Here is a 15,387-nt window from a genome sequence, read left to right on the forward strand (position 1 = left end):
GGTGGCCACCGCCATGCACGAGATGTCCGCCACCGCCCAGGAAGTGGCGCGCCATGCCGCCGAGGCCGCCGGCGCCGCCGACCAGGCCGATCATTCCGCGCAGCAGGGCGGCGCGGTGATGCAGGCGACCATCCACAGCATCACCGGCATGCGCAGCGAGATCGCCAGCACCGCCGAAGTGATCCGCCGCCTGGAAAGCGACAGCGGACGCATCGGCAAGGTGCTGGAAGTGATTCGCGGCATCGCCGAGCAGACCAACCTGCTGGCGCTGAACGCCGCCATCGAAGCCGCCCGCGCGGGCGACCAGGGCCGCGGCTTCGCCGTGGTCGCCGACGAGGTGCGTACCCTGGCCCAGCGCACCGCCGAATCCACCGCCGAGATCCACCAGATCATCGATACGGTGCAGACCGGCGCCCTGAATGCGGTGCGCGCCATCGAGAACGGCCAGCACCGCAGCGAGGAAAGCGTGGCCCAGGTCACCGAGGCCGGCGCCATGCTGCAACGCATCACCGATTCGGTGGAAGCCATCCGCGACATGAACCGGCAGATCGCCACCGCGGCGGAGGAGCAGACGTCGGTGGCCGATGACATCTCGCGCAACCTCACCGAGATCACCGCCATCGCCACCACCAACGAAGGCAATGTGCAGCGGACCCAGAGCGCCAGCCAGCACCTGCATGGCCTGTCCAGCGACCTCACCCAGCTCACTGCGCGTCTCCACGCCTGATCGGCGGACGGCACAAGGAGGTGCCACCAGACGCCATCCCACTGGTCAGGAAGCGCCCGGCTCCCGCCAGGTGAAGTGCGGCAAAATATCGCGATCTCCGCCGATCACCGCCACCCGAAAGGGACTATTCACCTGAAAGCAACGTTCTGCAATTTCTTGTCTTTGACTTGGATCGGGCTCTGGTACTAAGGTGCATCCCTCGCCTATTCCCAGGCCTCTTTTTTCCCTGCCAAGGAACCGGAATATGTTGCTCCGCCGCATGCTCATCATGCTGGGCGTGGTTGCCCTCGTGGTGCTCGCCCTCGCCGCCTATAAAGGCTTCTCGATCTACCAACAGATCCAGCAGTTCTCTGCGCCCCAGCCCCCCATCAGCGTCTCCGCCGAAAAGGCCGTCGAGCTGCCCTGGCAGAGCCGCCTGCCTGCCATCGGCTCGCTGAAGGCCTTCCAGGGCGTCGACCTCACCGTGGAAGCCAGTGGCACCGTCCAGGACGTGCTGTTCCTCTCCGGCGAGAAGGTCAAGCTCGGCCAGCCCTTGATCCAGATGGACAGCGACGTGGAGCGCGCCAGTCTGGCCACCGCCGAGGCCGAACTGGCCCTGGCCCGCGTCGAGTTCGAGCGCGGCCGCAGCCTGGTCAGCCGGCAGAACATCTCCAAGAGCGAGTTCGACCGCCTGTCTTCGGAGCTCCAGGCCGCCACCGGCAAGGTCGCCCAACTCAAGGCGCTGATGGACAAGAAGCGCATCGTCGCGCCCTTCTCCGGCACCATCGGCATCCGCCAGGTGGACGTGGGCGATTTCCTTTCCTCCGGCACCATCATCGCCACCCTGCAGGACCTCGACACCCTGTTCGTCGATTTCTTCCTGCCGGAACAAGCCGCGCCTCTGCTGGCCGTGGGCCAGAAGGTGCGCATCAGTGTGGCCGCATTCCCGGGGGAGTCCTTCGAAGGCGATATCGCCGCGCTCAACCCGAAAGTGGAAGAAGCCACCCGCAACCTGCAGGTCCGCGCCATGCTGCAGAACCCCGACGGCAAGTTGCTGCCGGGCATGTTCGCCAATCTCGAAGTGCTGCTGCCGGGCGACCAGGAGCGTGTGGTGGTGCCGGAAAGCGCCATTACCTACACCCTCTACGGCAACTCGGTGTACGTCATCAGCGAGAAGAAGAATGCCGAGGGCCAACCCGAGCCAGGCCAGGACGGCCAGCCGCAACAAGTGGTGGAGCGCCGCTTCGTCGAGACTGGCGAGCGACGTGACGGCAAGGTCGTGGTCCTCAAGGGCCTGACGGCCGGCGAGCAGGTGGTGACCTCCGGCCAGCTCAAGCTGGACAACGGTTCCCACGTCGCCATCGTCCCCGACCAGACCCTGGCCACTCAACCGGAAAATCAAGCCCGCGCCCAGTGACCGACACGCGCGCGAAGGAACGGAACATGGCTTTCACAGATCCTTTCATCCGTCGCCCGGTACTGGCGACCGTGGTCAGCCTGCTCATCGTGCTGCTGGGCATGCAGGCCTTCAGCAAGCTGGTGATCCGCCAGTACCCGCAGATGGAAAACGCCCTGATCACGGTGACCACCGCCTACCCGGGCGCCAACGCCGAGACGATCCAGGGCTACATCACCCAGCCGTTGCAACAGAGCCTGGCCAGCGCCGAAGGCATCGACTACATGACGTCGTCGAGCCAGCAGAACATGTCGGTGATCCAGATCTATGCGCGCATCGGCGCCAACTCCGACCGTCTCTTCACCGAGTTGCTGGCCAAGGCCAACGAGGTGAAGAACCAACTGCCCCAGGACGCCGAGGACCCGGTGCTGTCCAAGGAAGCGGCCGACGCCTCGGCGCTGATGTACATCAGCTTCTACAGCGACGAGTTGTCCAACCCGCAGATCACCGACTACCTGTCGCGGGTGATCCAGCCCAAGCTGGCCACCCTGCCCGGCATGGCCGAGGCGGAGATTCTCGGCAACCAGGTCTTCGCCATGCGCCTGTGGCTGGACCCGGTGCGGATGGCCGCCTACGGCATCACTGCCAACGACATCAGCGACGCCGTGCGCAAGTACAACTTCCTTTCCGCCGCCGGCGAGGTGAAAGGCCAGTTCGTGGTGACCAGCATCAACGCCACCACCGACCTCAAGTCCCCGGAGGCCTTCGGCGCCATCCCGGTGAAAACCGTGGGCGACAGTCGGGTGCTGGTGCGAGATGTGGCGCGGGTGGAGATGGGCGCGGAAAACTACAACTCCATCAGCTCGTTCGACGGCATCCCCTCGGTCTACATCGGCATCAAGGGCACCCCCAGCGCCAACCCGCTGGACGTGATCAAGCACGTGCGCGCCATCATGCCGGAACTGGAACAACAGCTCCCGCCGAACCTCAAGGTGTCCATCGCCTATGACGCCACCCGCTTCATCCAGGCCTCCATCGACGAAGTGGTGAAAACCCTGGCCGAAGCGATCCTGATCGTCATCGTGGTCGTGTTCCTGTTCCTCGGCGCGTTCCGCTCGGTGCTGATCCCGGTGATCACCATCCCGCTGTCGATGATCGGCGTGCTCTTCTTCATGCAACTGATGGGCTACTCCATCAACCTGCTGACGCTGCTGGCCATGGTGCTCGCCATCGGCCTGGTGGTGGACGACGCCATCGTCGTCGTGGAGAACATCCACCGCCATATCGAGGAAGGCAAGACGCCCTTCGATGCCGCCATCGAAGGTGCCCGCGAGATCGCCGTGCCGGTGATTTCCATGACCATCACCCTGGCGGCGGTCTACGCCCCCATCGGCTTCCTGGAAGGCCTGACCGGCGCGTTGTTCCGTGAGTTCGCCCTGACCCTGGCCGGCGCGGTGATCATCTCCGGTATCGTCGCCCTGACCCTCTCGCCGATGATGTGCGCCAAGCTGCTGCGCCACGATGAGAACCCCTCGGGTCTGGCGCACCGCCTGGACATGCTCTTCGACCGCCTCAAGCGGCGCTACCAGAGTGCCCTGCACGGCACCCTGAACACCCGCCCGGTGGTGGTGGTGTTCGCGGTGATCGTGCTGTGCCTGATCCCGGTGCTGCTGACGTTCACCAAGAGCGAACTGGCCCCGGACGAAGACCAGGGCATCGTTTTCATCATGGCCAAGGCGCCGCAGCCGACCAACCTGGACTACCTGAACGCCTACACCGAAGAGTTCGTGAAGATCTTCAAGGCCTTCCCCGAGTACTACTCGTCGTTCCAGATCAACGGCTTCGACGGCGTACAGTCCGGCATCGGCGGTTTCCTGCTGACCCCTTGGGACGCACGCGAGCGCACCCAGATGGAGCTGCTCCACGAGGTCCAGGCCAAGCTCGACCAGATCCCCGGCCTGCAGATCTTCGGCTTCAACCTGCCGTCGCTGCCGGGTACCGGCGAGGGCCTGCCGTTCCAGTTCGTGCTCAACACACCCAACGACTACGAGTCGCTGCTGCAGGTGACCGAGCGCATCAAGACGCGCGCCATGGCGTCAGGCAAGTTCGCCTTCCTCAACGTCGACCTGGCCTTCGACAAGCCGGAAGTGGTGGTGGAAATCGACCGCGCCAAGGCCGCGCAGATGGGCGTGTCCATGGAAGACCTGGGCTCGACCCTGGCCATCCTGCTGGGCGAAGGCGAGATCAACCGCTTCACCATCGACGGTCGCAGCTACAAGGTGATCGCCCAGGTGGAACGCGCCTACCGCGACAACCCGGGCTGGCTGAGCAACTACTACGTGAAGAGCGAGAGCGGCGCCATGGTGCCCCTGTCGACGCTCATCAGCGTGCACGACAGCGCGCGGCCGACCCGCCTCAAGCAGTTCCAGCAGCTCAACTCGGCGATCATCGAAGGCTTCCCGCTGGTGAGCATGGGCGAAGCCATCGACACCGTGACGCAGATCGCCCGCGAAGAAGCGCCACGGGGCTACGGCTTCGACTTTGCCGGCGCTTCGCGCCAGTACGTGCAGGAAGGCAGCGCGCTGTACGTCACCTTCGCCCTGGCCCTGGCGATCATCTTCCTGGTGCTGGCGGCGCAGTTCGAGAGCTTCCGCGACCCGCTGGTGATTCTGGTGACAGTGCCGCTGTCCATCTGCGGAGCGCTGATCCCGCTGTTCCTCGGCATCTCCAGCATGAACATCTACACCCAGGTGGGCCTGGTGACGCTGATCGGCCTGATCAGCAAGCACGGCATCCTGATCGTGGAGTTCGCCAACCAGCTGCGCCGCGAAAAGGGCCTGTCGCCCCGCGAAGCGGTGGAGGAAGCCGCCGCCATCCGCCTGCGCCCGGTGCTGATGACCACCGCAGCCATGGTGTTCGGCATGGTGCCGCTGATCCTCGCCACCGGCGCCGGCGCGGTCAGCCGCTTCGACATCGGCCTGGTGATCGCCACCGGCATGTCCATCGGCACGCTGTTCACCCTCTTCGTCCTGCCGTGTGTCTATACGCTGCTGACGAAGAAGGACCTGGAACCAAGCGCCCAGCCGGTGGCCAGCCACTGACCCTAGCGCGTCGATCCACACAAAAAACCCCGCACACGCGGGGTTTTCTGTTTCTGGCGGCCTTACTGCTGGGCACGCAGGCTCTGGGAGAGACCGAACATGAACAGCAGGAGGTTCTGGTCCGGCTGCACCTGCGCCTTCAACCGTGCGTTGGGCGGTAACGGGCAATACCCCAGACCGTTGACGCTGACCACGGAGGGCGAAGGTTCATGCCAGGCAGCCACCGCCAGGGAAGCCACTCCCAAGGCGCCGACGAGGAACAAAGCTCGCGTGACTTCTAACTTCATGATCGCAACCCCTTGATAGCGCTGCCAAACGCTGCTTCATCACCCTAGTCCAGTATCCACCTATCCGCCTCATCCGGTGACGAATGGCGCTTAAGCTGCCACAGCCGGGCGTCGGGCGCCCATTCGCTCGACAGCCGGCACCGGGCTCGCCAGCGGCAGATCCCGGCGGTCGATTGTCGAGCTACGAGCAGCGGAAGCTGGCCGCCAGATTGACCCGCGGGCGGTCAAGACGTGGTCAAGCGCAGGTGAAAAAAGTGTCAAGCGGTGGCGTCGGGGCGCGCCTTGAGCTCCACCTCGAAGCGGCATCCAGTGGGCTGCACGGCACTCAGGCTGACCGTCCAGCCCTGGTGGTCACAGATCCGCTGCACCAGCGACAGACCCAGCCCCAGGCCATCGCCACGCTTTGCCGGCCCGCGAACGAAGGGTCGGAACATCGCCTCACGATCCTCTTCGGGAATGCCGACCCCGCTGTCCTCCACCACGAAGCCTTGGGCCTTCAACGTCAGGCGGATACTTCCACTATCGGTGTAATGCAGCGCGTTGCGCAGCAGGTTGCCCAGTACCGAACGCAGGAAGGAGGCGTTGTAACGCTGTTCTTGAGGCTGGCCAGGCTGATAGTCGAAACTCAACCCCTTGCGCTCGATGGCACCGCGCCACTGGCCGGCGAGTTCGTCAGCCACGCTGGTGAGGCTCGCCTGGGGCGCCATGCTTGCTTCATCGCGCTGGGCGCGCGCCAGCAGCAGGAACGTCTGCACCAGGTCGCGCATTTCCTCGGTGGCACGGGCAATGCGCTGCACCTGGGCACTGCCGCGGGCGTCGAGCCGGGAATTCTCCGCCAGCAGCTCGCAGGAGCTGGCCAGCACCATCAGCGGCGTGCGCAGTTCATGGCTCACGTCGCTGGTGAACAACCGCTCGCGATGGAGCACCTCGTGCAGCCGGCCCAGGGTGTCGTCGAAGGCCTGGGCCAGTTGCCCCACCTCGTCGGCGGCGTAGTCCGGCGCCAGCGGCGGCGCCATGCCCAGCAATTGGTCACGGTGACGGACCTGTCCGGCCAGGCGCACCACCGGCTCGATCACCTTGCGCGCCAATAGCCAGCCAAGCGCCAGGGCCAGCAGCACGCTGAGGACGAAACCGACCATCACCACCCGATACAGCACCTGTTCGCGAGCCTCGAAGTCGCTCTGGTCCTGCAGCATCACGTAGCGCTGCCCGTCCATCTCGCGCACCAGCGCATGGTAGGACTCCTGCTCCTCGAACACCTCATGGAAACCCGGCTTCAGGTTGGCCAGGCGCTCGGGAATGGCGTAGGGCGCCGGGCCGTCGCTGCTGTAGAAACGGGTATCGCTGTCCAGGCTCGGCAACCGCCCCTGGGCGAGACGCTCAGTCAGGACGCGATTGAGCTCGTTGCTCAGGTCGCGGGAGATCAGTTGCTCTTCGATGAGGTGCACGACTTCGATGATGCCCACGGCGAAGGTGCCGCCCACCAGGGTGGTCATCAGCACGAAGGCGATGAGGATCCGCCGCGCGAGGCTGTGCTTAAACTCCATCGCCCGCCTCCGCCAGCCGATACCCCAGGCCATGCATGGTATGCAGCAGGGGCTTGCCGAACGGCTTGTCGATCACCTGACGTAACTGGTGGATATGGCTGCGCAGGCTGTCGCTGTCGGGGCAGTCGTCGCCCCAGAGGGCTTCTTCGAGCGCTTCGCGGCGCACCAGGTGCGGGCTCTTCTGCATCAGTACGGCGAGCAGCTTGAGGCCGATGGGGTTGAGCTTGAGCGTCTTGCCGGCCCGGCTGACCTCCAGGGTATCCAGGTCATAGCTCAGGTCGCCCACTTGCAGGCTGCGCTTGCCGCCCCCCTGGGAACGGCGCAGCACCGCCTCGATGCGGGCAGCCAGCTCGGAGAGGGCGAAGGGCTTCAGCAGGTAGTCGTCGGCGCCGGACTTGAAGCCCTGCAGGCGGTCGTCCAGGGCGTCACGGGCGGTAAGCATGATGACCGGGGTGTCGCGCCGGGCCTCTTCGCGCAAGCGGCGGCAGAGGTTATAGCCATCCAGCCCCGGCAACATGATGTCGAGCACGATCAGGTCGTAGTGCTCGCTGCTGGCCAGGTGCAGACCGGACAGCCCATCCCGCGCGCAATCGACGCTGTACCCCTTGAGTTCGAGGAAGTCGACCATGTTGGCCAGGATGTCGTGATTGTCTTCGACCAGCAGGATGCGCATCGGCTCTACTCCATTCCTCTATCCAGTGGTGGCCCGTTGCAGGCCCGCGCGCTTTTGACCCGGAAGCCTCGCGGAGTTCCCGGCCGCGCGCAGTGTCCGATCATACCCATGCCCGGTGCTGTCGCGTATTCGCGCAGGCAAGAAAAAGCCCCGCGCAAGGCGGGGCTTCTTCGGACCGGATGGCCGGGTGGCTTACATCATGCCGCCCATGCCGCCCATGCCGCCCATGTCCGGCATGGCCGGAGCAGCCTTGTCGTCAGCCACTTCGGCAACCATGGCCTCGGTGGTGACCATCAGGCCGCCAATGGAGGCAGCGGCTTGCAGCGCGGAACGGGTGACCTTGGCCGGGTCCAGGATGCCCATTTCGATCATGTCGCCGTAGACGCCGGTAGCAGCGTTGAAGCCGTAGTTGCCGGAACCTTGCTTGACCTTGTCGACCACCACGCTCGGCTCGTCACCGGCGTTGGCGACGATCTGGCGCAGCGGCGCTTCGACAGCGCGACGCAGCAGGGCGATACCGACGTTCTGGTCTTCGTTGTCGCCCTTCAGGCCTTCGATGGCCTGCAGAGCGCGCACCAGGGCTACGCCACCGCCAGGCACCACGCCTTCTTCGACGGCGGCACGGGTCGCGTGCAGGGCGTCTTCGACGCGGGCTTTCTTCTCTTTCATCTCGACTTCGGTAGCCGCACCGACCTTGATCACGGCAACACCGCCGGCCAGCTTGGCCAGACGCTCTTGCAGTTTTTCCTTGTCGTAGTCGGAGGTGGTTTCCTCGACTTGCTTGCGGATCTGGGCAACGCGGGCTTCGATGTCAGCCTGGGCGCCAGCGCCGTCGATGATGGTGGTGTTTTCCTTGCTCAGCACGACGCGCTTGGCGTTGCCCAGGTGCTCCAGGGCAGCGCTTTCCAGGCTCAGGCCGACTTCTTCGGAAATCACGGTGCCGCCGGTCAGGATGGCGATGTCCTGCAGCATGGCCTTGCGACGGTCGCCGAAGCCCGGAGCCTTGACGGCTGCGACTTTGACGATGCCACGCATGTTGTTCACCACCAGGGTGGCCAGGGCTTCGCCTTCGACGTCTTCAGCGACGATCAGCAGCGGGCGGCCGGCTTTGGCGACTGCTTCCAGAACCGGCAGCATTTCGCGGATGTTGGAGATCTTCTTGTCCACCAGCAGGATCAGCGGGCTTTCCAGCTCGGCGACCATGGTGTCGGGCTTGTTGATGAAGTAGGGGGACAGGTAGCCGCGGTCGAACTGCATGCCTTCTACGACGGACAGTTCGTTTTCCAGGCCCGAGCCTTCTTCAACGGTGATCACGCCTTCCTTGCCAACTTTCTCCATGGCTTCGGCAATGATGTTGCCGATGGAGTCGTCGGAGTTGGCGGAGATGGTGCCTACCTGGGCGATGGCCTTGGTGTCGGCGCAGGGCTTGGCCAGCTCTTTCAGCTGGGCAACGATGGCCACGGTGGCCTTGTCGATGCCGCGCTTCAGGTCCATCGGGTTCATGCCGGCGGCAACGGCCTTCAGGCCTTCGTTGACGATGGCCTGGGCCAGGACGGTAGCGGTGGTGGTGCCGTCACCGGCAGCGTCGTTGGCCTTGGAAGCCACGTCTTTCACCAGCTGGGCGCCCATGTTCTCGAACTTGTCTTTCAGCTCGATTTCCTTGGCGACGGAAACGCCGTCCTTGGTAATGGTCGGAGCACCGAAGCTCTTGTCCAGGACTACGTTGCGGCCTTTCGGGCCGAGGGTGGCCTTGACGGCATCGGCCAGCACGTTCACGCCGACCAGCATTTTCTTGCGAGCGGAATCGCCGAATTTGACTTCTTTGGCAGCCATTTAATTGATCCTCAATTCTGTGGTGTTTGGACGGAGATTGGCGGAACTCAGGCTTCGACGACGGCGAGGATTTCGCTTTCGCCCATCACCAGCAGTTCTTCGCCGTCGACCTTGATGGTGTTGCTGCCGGAGTACGGGCCGAACACCACCTGGTCACCGACCTTGACGGCCAGCGGACGCACTTCGCCGTTGTCCAGCAGGCGACCGGTGCCTACAGCGACGACTTCGCCGCGGTTCGGCTTCTCGGCAGCCGAGCCCGGCAGCACGATGCCGCCAGCGGTTTTGGTCTCTTCTTCGCTGCGACGGATGACGACGCGGTCATGCAGAGGACGAAGCTTCATTGTCGATCTCTCCCAATAGTGTTGTCTTTCGACCGGTGCTCGCACCGGTGGGTTGGTAATATCCGGCGGTGCCGGTTGCGGCACGTCAGGCGCGCCGCTGGAATTTGACCTGCCGTCGGGCAGGAACCTTGCGGTGACGGATACATAGGGGCGCCTGGAGGCATTTCAAGGGGCGCCTACAAAAAAATTGCACTTTATTGGTCGCGGCGTTCGTATTCGCCTTCGATCACGTGCGGCCGGATCTGACCACTGCGCGCGGCCAGATCGTCGGCGAAGGCACGCTGGCGCATGGCCTGGGCCTCCATGCGCTGGCGCAGGTTGCGGATCATCAGCCGGCGGGTGAAGGGGATCAGGCAGAACAGGCCGAAGATATCGCTGATGAACCCCGGCAGCAGCAGCAAGCCGCCGCCCACGGCGATCAACAGGCCCTCCAGCATCTCCTGCTCCGGCACCTCACCACGGGCCAGGCGCTCGCGGGCGCGCCAGGCGGTGGTCACGCCGGCCACACGCAGCAGCACGCTGCCGAGCACGGCGGTCCCGATGACCATCAGCAGGGTCGGCAGCACGCCGATCAGACTGCCGACCTTAATCAGGACGGCCAGCTCGATCAGCGGAAAGAGCAGGAACAGGAAGAGAAAGGCGCGCATTGGGGTTTCCTTGGTGGAAGAACGGCTTCCGGTAATCCGTTAGATGAAGCCGCCCGCCTCGCAATTCAAGCCGCCGCCTCTCCACTGGTCGGCCAGGACTCGGCCCGAGCCAGCAGCACCAGGGCCTGACGGACCGCCCCCGGGTTGTTACAGGATGTTGGGAAGGGCAACCAGTGAAGCGCCTGACCGATACGCAGGTGGAAGCCTTCGGTGTCGATCCCGACCATTTCCGCCTCCGGCGCCTTCGGCAGACCGGCCAGTTCCACGTAGTGGGCGATGGCGTTGGCGTGGTCGCTGTTCATGTGCTCCAGCATGCCGATTTCCGCTTCGCCGGCGAAGGCATTGGCCAGCACCAGCTGGTCCACCCAGTGAATGGCGCCGAAACCACCGATGAAGCGGGCGCGCACGGGTTCGAGGCACCAGAAGTCGAAGTCGTGGGTGCGGTGGTAGTCCACCGCCTGCGGGAAGTAGCGGTAGTAGCGGGTGGCGGCGGCCTCCACCTCGGCGGCGTCGACGATCTGCCGCGCCTCGGCCAGCAGGGTCAGGCGACCGGCGGCCTGGACGTCCTCGGCGCCGCGCTCGCCCACCAGCAGCGAGCATTTCGTGTCCTTCTGCAGGTTATGGGTGTGCTGCGCGATGCGGCTGATCAGAATCAGCGGCCGGCCCTCGGCATCCAGGCAATAGGGCACCACTGATCCGAAAGGGAAGCCTGGCATGGCCTTGGAATGGGTGGACAGCACTCCACGGTATTCCTTGAGCAGCAATTCTCGTGCATGCTTTGCGGCTTTCACGCTCACCTTATGACTCCTCGCAGAGAATCCGTCGAAAACGGACGGGCGCCCAGAATAACGGTTTAACGGCGTCAGCGGGGGCAAAGCGACAGTTATCCGAGGGGATTCTCATGCAACTGAAAGACAAGGTCATCATCATCACTGGTGGTTGCCAGGGCCTCGGCCGCGCCATGGGCGAGTATCTGGCGGGAAAGGGCGCCAAACTGGCCCTGGTGGACCTGAACGCGGAGAAGCTCGATGAGGCCGTGGCCGCCTGCAAGGCTGCTGGTGGCGATGCCCGTGCCTATCTCTGCAACGTGGCCAACGAAGAGCAGGTGACCCACATGGTCGCCCAGGTGGCCGAGGACTTCGGCGCCATCAACGGCCTGGTGAACAACGCCGGCATCCTGCGCGACGGCCTGACCATCAAGGTCAAGGACGGCGAGATGACCAAGATGAGCCTGGCCCAGTGGCAAGCGGTGATCGACGTCAACCTGACCGGCGTGTTCCTCTGCACCCGCGAAGTCGCGGCGAAGATGATCGAACTGAAGAACGAAGGCGCGATCGTCAACATCTCCTCGATTTCCCGCGCCGGCAACATGGGCCAGGCCAACTACTCCGCCGCCAAGGCCGGCGTCGCCGCCGACACCGTGGTCTGGGCGAAGGAACTGGCGCGCTACGGCATCCGCGTGGCTGGCGTCGCCCCGGGCTTCATCGAGACCGACATGGTCGCCAGCATGAAGCCGGAAGCCCTGGAAAAGATGACCTCCGGCATCCCCCTCAAGCGCCTGGGCAAGCCGCTGGAAATCGCCCACTCGGTGGCCTACATCCTGGAGAACGACTACTACACCGGTCGTGTCCTGGAGCTGGACGGCGGCCTGCGCCTGTAACGGCCCCGTTGCATGAAGAAGCCCCGCATCGCGGGGCTTCTTTCGTTTCGGGCACCCATTTAGTGGGCGACTTCAATCGCCCAGAATCCGCATGGGCTTCGCGCCTCCGCCATCCTGCGGCCTGCGTGTGCGTCGTTGGGCCTCGCTTCGCTCGGCGCCAACCTACATCCTCTGCCCTACATCCCCTGCCCCACATCCTCGCCGCACACGGGCAGGGCCCGGCACCGCCCCTTGCCGGCGGCTACGGCGCCGAGCGGCGCGGCCAGGCGCGGGTCGTCCGGCGCCAACTGCCTGGCACAGGCCCTGGCCTGGCCGGCCTGAACAGCACAGCCTTTCTCGTTGAGCACCTCGGACAGGTTGAACCAACCCAGGGCATAGTCAGGCCTGCGCTTCAGGCTCTCGCGCAGGGCCTGCTCGGCGCCGTCACGATCCCCCTCGGCATAGCGCGCGTTGGCCAGGGCGAAGAGCGGCAAGGGCTCCTTCGGCCAGTGTGCGGCGGCGGTGCGATAGGCACGTTCCGCCACCGGGCGCTGGGCGGTTTCCTCCAGGTCGCTGGCCGCCTTGATCCAGGCTTGCAGGCGCGCCTCGGCCGGCAGCCGGTCCGCCGGCAGGGTCACCACCGCCCAGCGCTCGGCGCGCTGCCAGGTGCGATCGAAGCTGCGCAGGTCGGTCACCCAGCGCTTCTCGGTGCCGGAGCGCAGCACCAGTTCATCCCGGCTGCGATCGAAGCCCACCACCACCGCGAAATGCCAGCGCGGCAGCCAGTCCAGCCCCAGATTCTGCATCACCAGCACCGGATTGCCGGCCGCCACCTGGGCCAACAGCGCATCCAGGTTCGGCTCCAGCGGATACACCAGCATCCCATGCTGGCGGGCGGCGGCCACCAGTTCCAGCTTCAGGCTGCCCTGGCGGGCCGGCAGGTAGACCTGGGGCACCAGCGCCTCGGGCGAGGTCCGCACCCCACGCTGCACCAGTACCGTGGCCAGCGCGGCCGGGCCGCACTGGTAGATCTCCTGGGGATAGAACGGCGTCCCGGTCAGCTCCACCCGCTGCGGCAGGCGCTCGCTCTCGGGCGGCAGCACCGGCTGGCGCCCCGCACAACCCGCCAGGCACAGGGCCAGGACCACCAGCCAGGGGCGCATCAGTTGATGCACTTGATGAAGGTGAAGATGTCAGTGGCGCAGAGCATGTCAGTGATGATGAAGATCACCAGGAACAGCACGATGATGCCGACCCAGCCGCCCGCTGGCTCCTGCTCCAGGCGCTGGTTGAACTGCTGCAGTTCGGCGGGCGTCAGGCTGGCGATTCGGGCTTCCACCTGCTCGCGCGGCACCCCGAGGGACTCCAGCTTCTGCTGCACCTGCCGGTCGTCGAGCATGGCGCGCAGTTGCGCGCGGTCGACGGGTTGATGCTGAGGCAAGGTCTGTTCCTGCATGGCTTGGGGTGTGCCGATCATGGCGGCCTGGGCCAGCGGCATCTGGGCCATGAGGGCGAGCTGGCCGGCAATCAGCAGGGAGGCGAGGCGAGGGTTGCAGGGACGCGAAAGCATAGTGGGTTCTCCAGATCTTGTTACCAGTTGACCACGCTGCGTGTTTGACGGTTCCAGCTTTCCTACAACACAAAAGTGGATATCCGTCACATTAATCAGATTATTGCTGAACATCCGCCAGCAACCATAGAATGCGAAGCATTCCCATTAGCTTCCGAGTCCAGCGCTTGAATCACTCTGCCAACACCCTGCAGAAACTCTACGGCGACCACCACGGCTGGCTGACCGGGTGGCTGCGTCGTCGCCTGGGCTGCCCGCAGAACGCCGCCGACCTCGCCCAGGACACTTTCCTGCGGGTGCTGGTGGCGCGGGAGAAGCCGGTGATCCTCGAACCGCGCGCCTTCCTGACCACAGTCGCCAAGCGCGTCCTGGCCAACCACTACCGCCGCCAGGACATCGAGCGGGCCTACCTCGAAGCCCTGGCCGCGCAACCGGAAGCGCTGGCCCCGAGCGAAGAGGAACGCGCCATCATCCTGGAAACCCTGATGGAGCTGGATCGCCTGTTGGACGGTTTGCCAGCGGTGGCCAAGAAGGTGTTTTTGCTGGCCCAGGTGGACGGCATGACCTATGCCGAGATCGCCACCCAGCTCGCCATTTCCCTCTCCACGGTCAAGCGCCACATGGTCAAGGCCGCCCAGTGCTGTTACTTCGCGGAGCGCTACTGAATTGGGCCTGCGTGCCGTGGATCGCCGCCGCATCGCCCCGGCCGTCGCCGAGCAGGCGGTGGAATGGCTGGTGGAAATGCAGAGTGGCGAGGTCAGCGAACAGCGCCGCCAGGCCTGGTGCGACTGGCGTGCCGCCGACAGCGAGCACGAACGCGCCTGGCAGCGCATCGAGGAGGTCAACCGCGGCCTGCGCGGCCTGGACCCCCCACTCGCCCTGGCTGCCCTCGACGCGCCCACGCGCCGTGGCCGCCGCGAGGCGCTGAAGCTGATGCTGCTCTGCGCCCTGGCGGGCGGCGGCGCACTCGGCCTGCGCGACAGCGAGCCGCTGCTGGCCCTGCGCAGCGACGAATCCACCGGTGTCGGCGAGCGTCGCGGAGTGCGCCTGGTGGATGGCTCGCGCCTGGAGCTGAACACCGCCAGCGCAGTGGATATCCGCTTCGACGCCGGCCAGCGGCTGATCGAAATACGCCGGGGCGAAATCCTCGTCGACAGTGCCGAAGACCCGCGCCCGCTGCGCATCCAGACGCCGCAGGGGCTGATCGAAAGCCGTGGCGGACGCCTCAACGTGCGCCTTCTCGAACGCAGCAGCCGGATCAGCCTGTTCGCCGGCAATGCCGACCTGCTCACCGACGGCCATCGCCAGTCGCTGCTTCCCGGCCAGCAGGCAAACCTCAGCCCATCCCGCATCGACCCCCCGGGCAGCGCCAGCGAAGACAGCGTCGCCTGGACCCAGGGCATGCTGGTGGCCAGTGGCATGCGCCTGGACGACTTCCTCGCCGAACTCGGCCGCTACCGCCACGGCCACCTGAGCTGCGATCCACAGGTGGCCGGCCTGCTGATTTCCGGCAGCTACCCGCTGGACAATACCGAACGCATCCTCGCCATGCTGCCCAAGGCGCTGCCGGTGGAGGTGCACAGCCTGACGCGCTACTGGATCAAGGTGCATCCGCGCGCCACGGGTTGAAGGCAGCCCCCGTAGGTT

The 15,387-nt window shown here is 65.3% G+C and carries 15 protein-coding genes; 6 read left to right on the plus strand and 9 right to left on the minus strand.

The window, feature by feature from the left end:
- Positions 1–22: 22 nt before the first annotated feature.
- From PJW05_RS26895 to PJW05_RS21965, 3 genes are all read left to right on the plus strand, one after another.
- Positions 23–727: a methyl-accepting chemotaxis protein gene (locus PJW05_RS26895; protein WP_442969268.1), complete on the plus strand. Its 705-nt coding sequence runs from the start codon at positions 23–25 to the stop codon at positions 725–727.
- A gap of 244 nt (positions 728–971) precedes the next feature.
- Complete coding sequence (locus tag PJW05_RS21960; protein ID WP_271409064.1) at positions 972–2,123, plus strand: efflux RND transporter periplasmic adaptor subunit; 1,152 nt, start codon at positions 972–974, stop codon at positions 2,121–2,123.
- A 26-nt stretch (positions 2,124–2,149) separates the two neighbouring features.
- Positions 2,150–5,203 (plus strand): multidrug efflux RND transporter permease subunit, encoded by a 3,054-nt coding sequence (locus PJW05_RS21965; RefSeq protein WP_271409065.1) that lies wholly within the window; start codon positions 2,150–2,152, stop codon positions 5,201–5,203.
- A 62-nt stretch (positions 5,204–5,265) separates the two neighbouring features.
- On the opposite strand, the gene PJW05_RS21970 is transcribed toward PJW05_RS21965, so the two are convergent.
- The 7 genes from PJW05_RS21970 to PJW05_RS22000 form a co-directional block, all read right to left on the minus strand.
- Positions 5,266–5,490 (minus strand): hypothetical protein, encoded by a 225-nt coding sequence (locus PJW05_RS21970; RefSeq protein WP_271409066.1) that lies wholly within the window; start codon positions 5,488–5,490, stop codon positions 5,266–5,268.
- A gap of 257 nt (positions 5,491–5,747) precedes the next feature.
- Positions 5,748–7,037, minus strand: a complete 1,290-nt coding sequence (locus tag PJW05_RS21975) for a sensor histidine kinase (protein WP_271409067.1) — start codon at positions 7,035–7,037, stop codon at positions 5,748–5,750.
- Entirely contained in the window at positions 7,027–7,710 is a 684-nt protein-coding gene (locus PJW05_RS21980) for a response regulator transcription factor (protein WP_271409068.1), read from the minus strand. Before PJW05_RS21980 ends, PJW05_RS21975 begins: the two co-directional genes overlap by 11 nt.
- Before the next feature lie 192 nt (positions 7,711–7,902).
- Positions 7,903–9,543 carry a chaperonin GroEL gene (gene groL / locus PJW05_RS21985; protein WP_271409069.1) on the minus strand — a complete coding sequence of 547 codons (1,641 nt, stop codon included), beginning with the start codon at positions 9,541–9,543 and terminating at the stop codon, positions 7,903–7,905.
- Positions 9,544–9,590: 47 nt separating this feature from the next.
- Positions 9,591–9,884 carry a co-chaperone GroES gene (locus PJW05_RS21990; RefSeq protein WP_028628402.1) on the minus strand — a complete coding sequence of 98 codons (294 nt, stop codon included), beginning with the start codon at positions 9,882–9,884 and terminating at the stop codon, positions 9,591–9,593.
- 194 nt (positions 9,885–10,078) lie between these two features.
- Complete coding sequence (locus PJW05_RS21995; RefSeq protein ID WP_271409070.1) at positions 10,079–10,531, minus strand: FxsA family protein; 453 nt, start codon at positions 10,529–10,531, stop codon at positions 10,079–10,081.
- Positions 10,532–10,596: 65 nt separating this feature from the next.
- Complete coding sequence (locus PJW05_RS22000; RefSeq protein WP_271409071.1) at positions 10,597–11,328, minus strand: HugZ family pyridoxamine 5'-phosphate oxidase; 732 nt, start codon at positions 11,326–11,328, stop codon at positions 10,597–10,599.
- Between the two features lie 104 nt (positions 11,329–11,432).
- Between PJW05_RS22000 and PJW05_RS22005 the strand changes: the two genes are divergently transcribed.
- Entirely contained in the window at positions 11,433–12,191 is a 759-nt protein-coding gene (locus PJW05_RS22005) for an SDR family oxidoreductase (RefSeq protein WP_271409072.1), read from the plus strand.
- Positions 12,192–12,367: 176 nt separating this feature from the next.
- On the opposite strand, the gene PJW05_RS22010 is transcribed toward PJW05_RS22005, so the two are convergent.
- Both PJW05_RS22010 and PJW05_RS22015 read right to left on the minus strand, forming a co-directional pair.
- Entirely contained in the window at positions 12,368–13,333 is a 966-nt protein-coding gene (locus tag PJW05_RS22010) for a PA2778 family cysteine peptidase (RefSeq protein ID WP_271409073.1), read from the minus strand.
- Positions 13,333–13,740, minus strand: a complete 408-nt coding sequence (locus tag PJW05_RS22015) for a PA2779 family protein (protein ID WP_271409074.1) — start codon at positions 13,738–13,740, stop codon at positions 13,333–13,335. Before PJW05_RS22015 ends, PJW05_RS22010 begins: the two co-directional genes overlap by 1 nt.
- Positions 13,741–13,907: 167 nt before the next feature.
- On the opposite strand from PJW05_RS22015, the gene PJW05_RS22020 reads away from it, so the two are divergent.
- Both PJW05_RS22020 and PJW05_RS22025 read left to right on the plus strand, forming a co-directional pair.
- Positions 13,908–14,405, plus strand: a complete 498-nt coding sequence (locus PJW05_RS22020) for a sigma-70 family RNA polymerase sigma factor (protein WP_442969186.1) — start codon at positions 13,908–13,910, stop codon at positions 14,403–14,405.
- A gap of 1 nt (position 14,406) precedes the next feature.
- Positions 14,407–15,369, plus strand: a complete 963-nt coding sequence (locus PJW05_RS22025; protein WP_271409076.1) for a FecR domain-containing protein — start codon at positions 14,407–14,409, stop codon at positions 15,367–15,369.
- Positions 15,370–15,387: the final 18 nt, after the last annotated feature.

Source organism: Pseudomonas sp. Q1-7 (assembly GCF_028010285.1).
Lineage (GTDB): Bacteria > Pseudomonadota > Gammaproteobacteria > Pseudomonadales > Pseudomonadaceae > Metapseudomonas.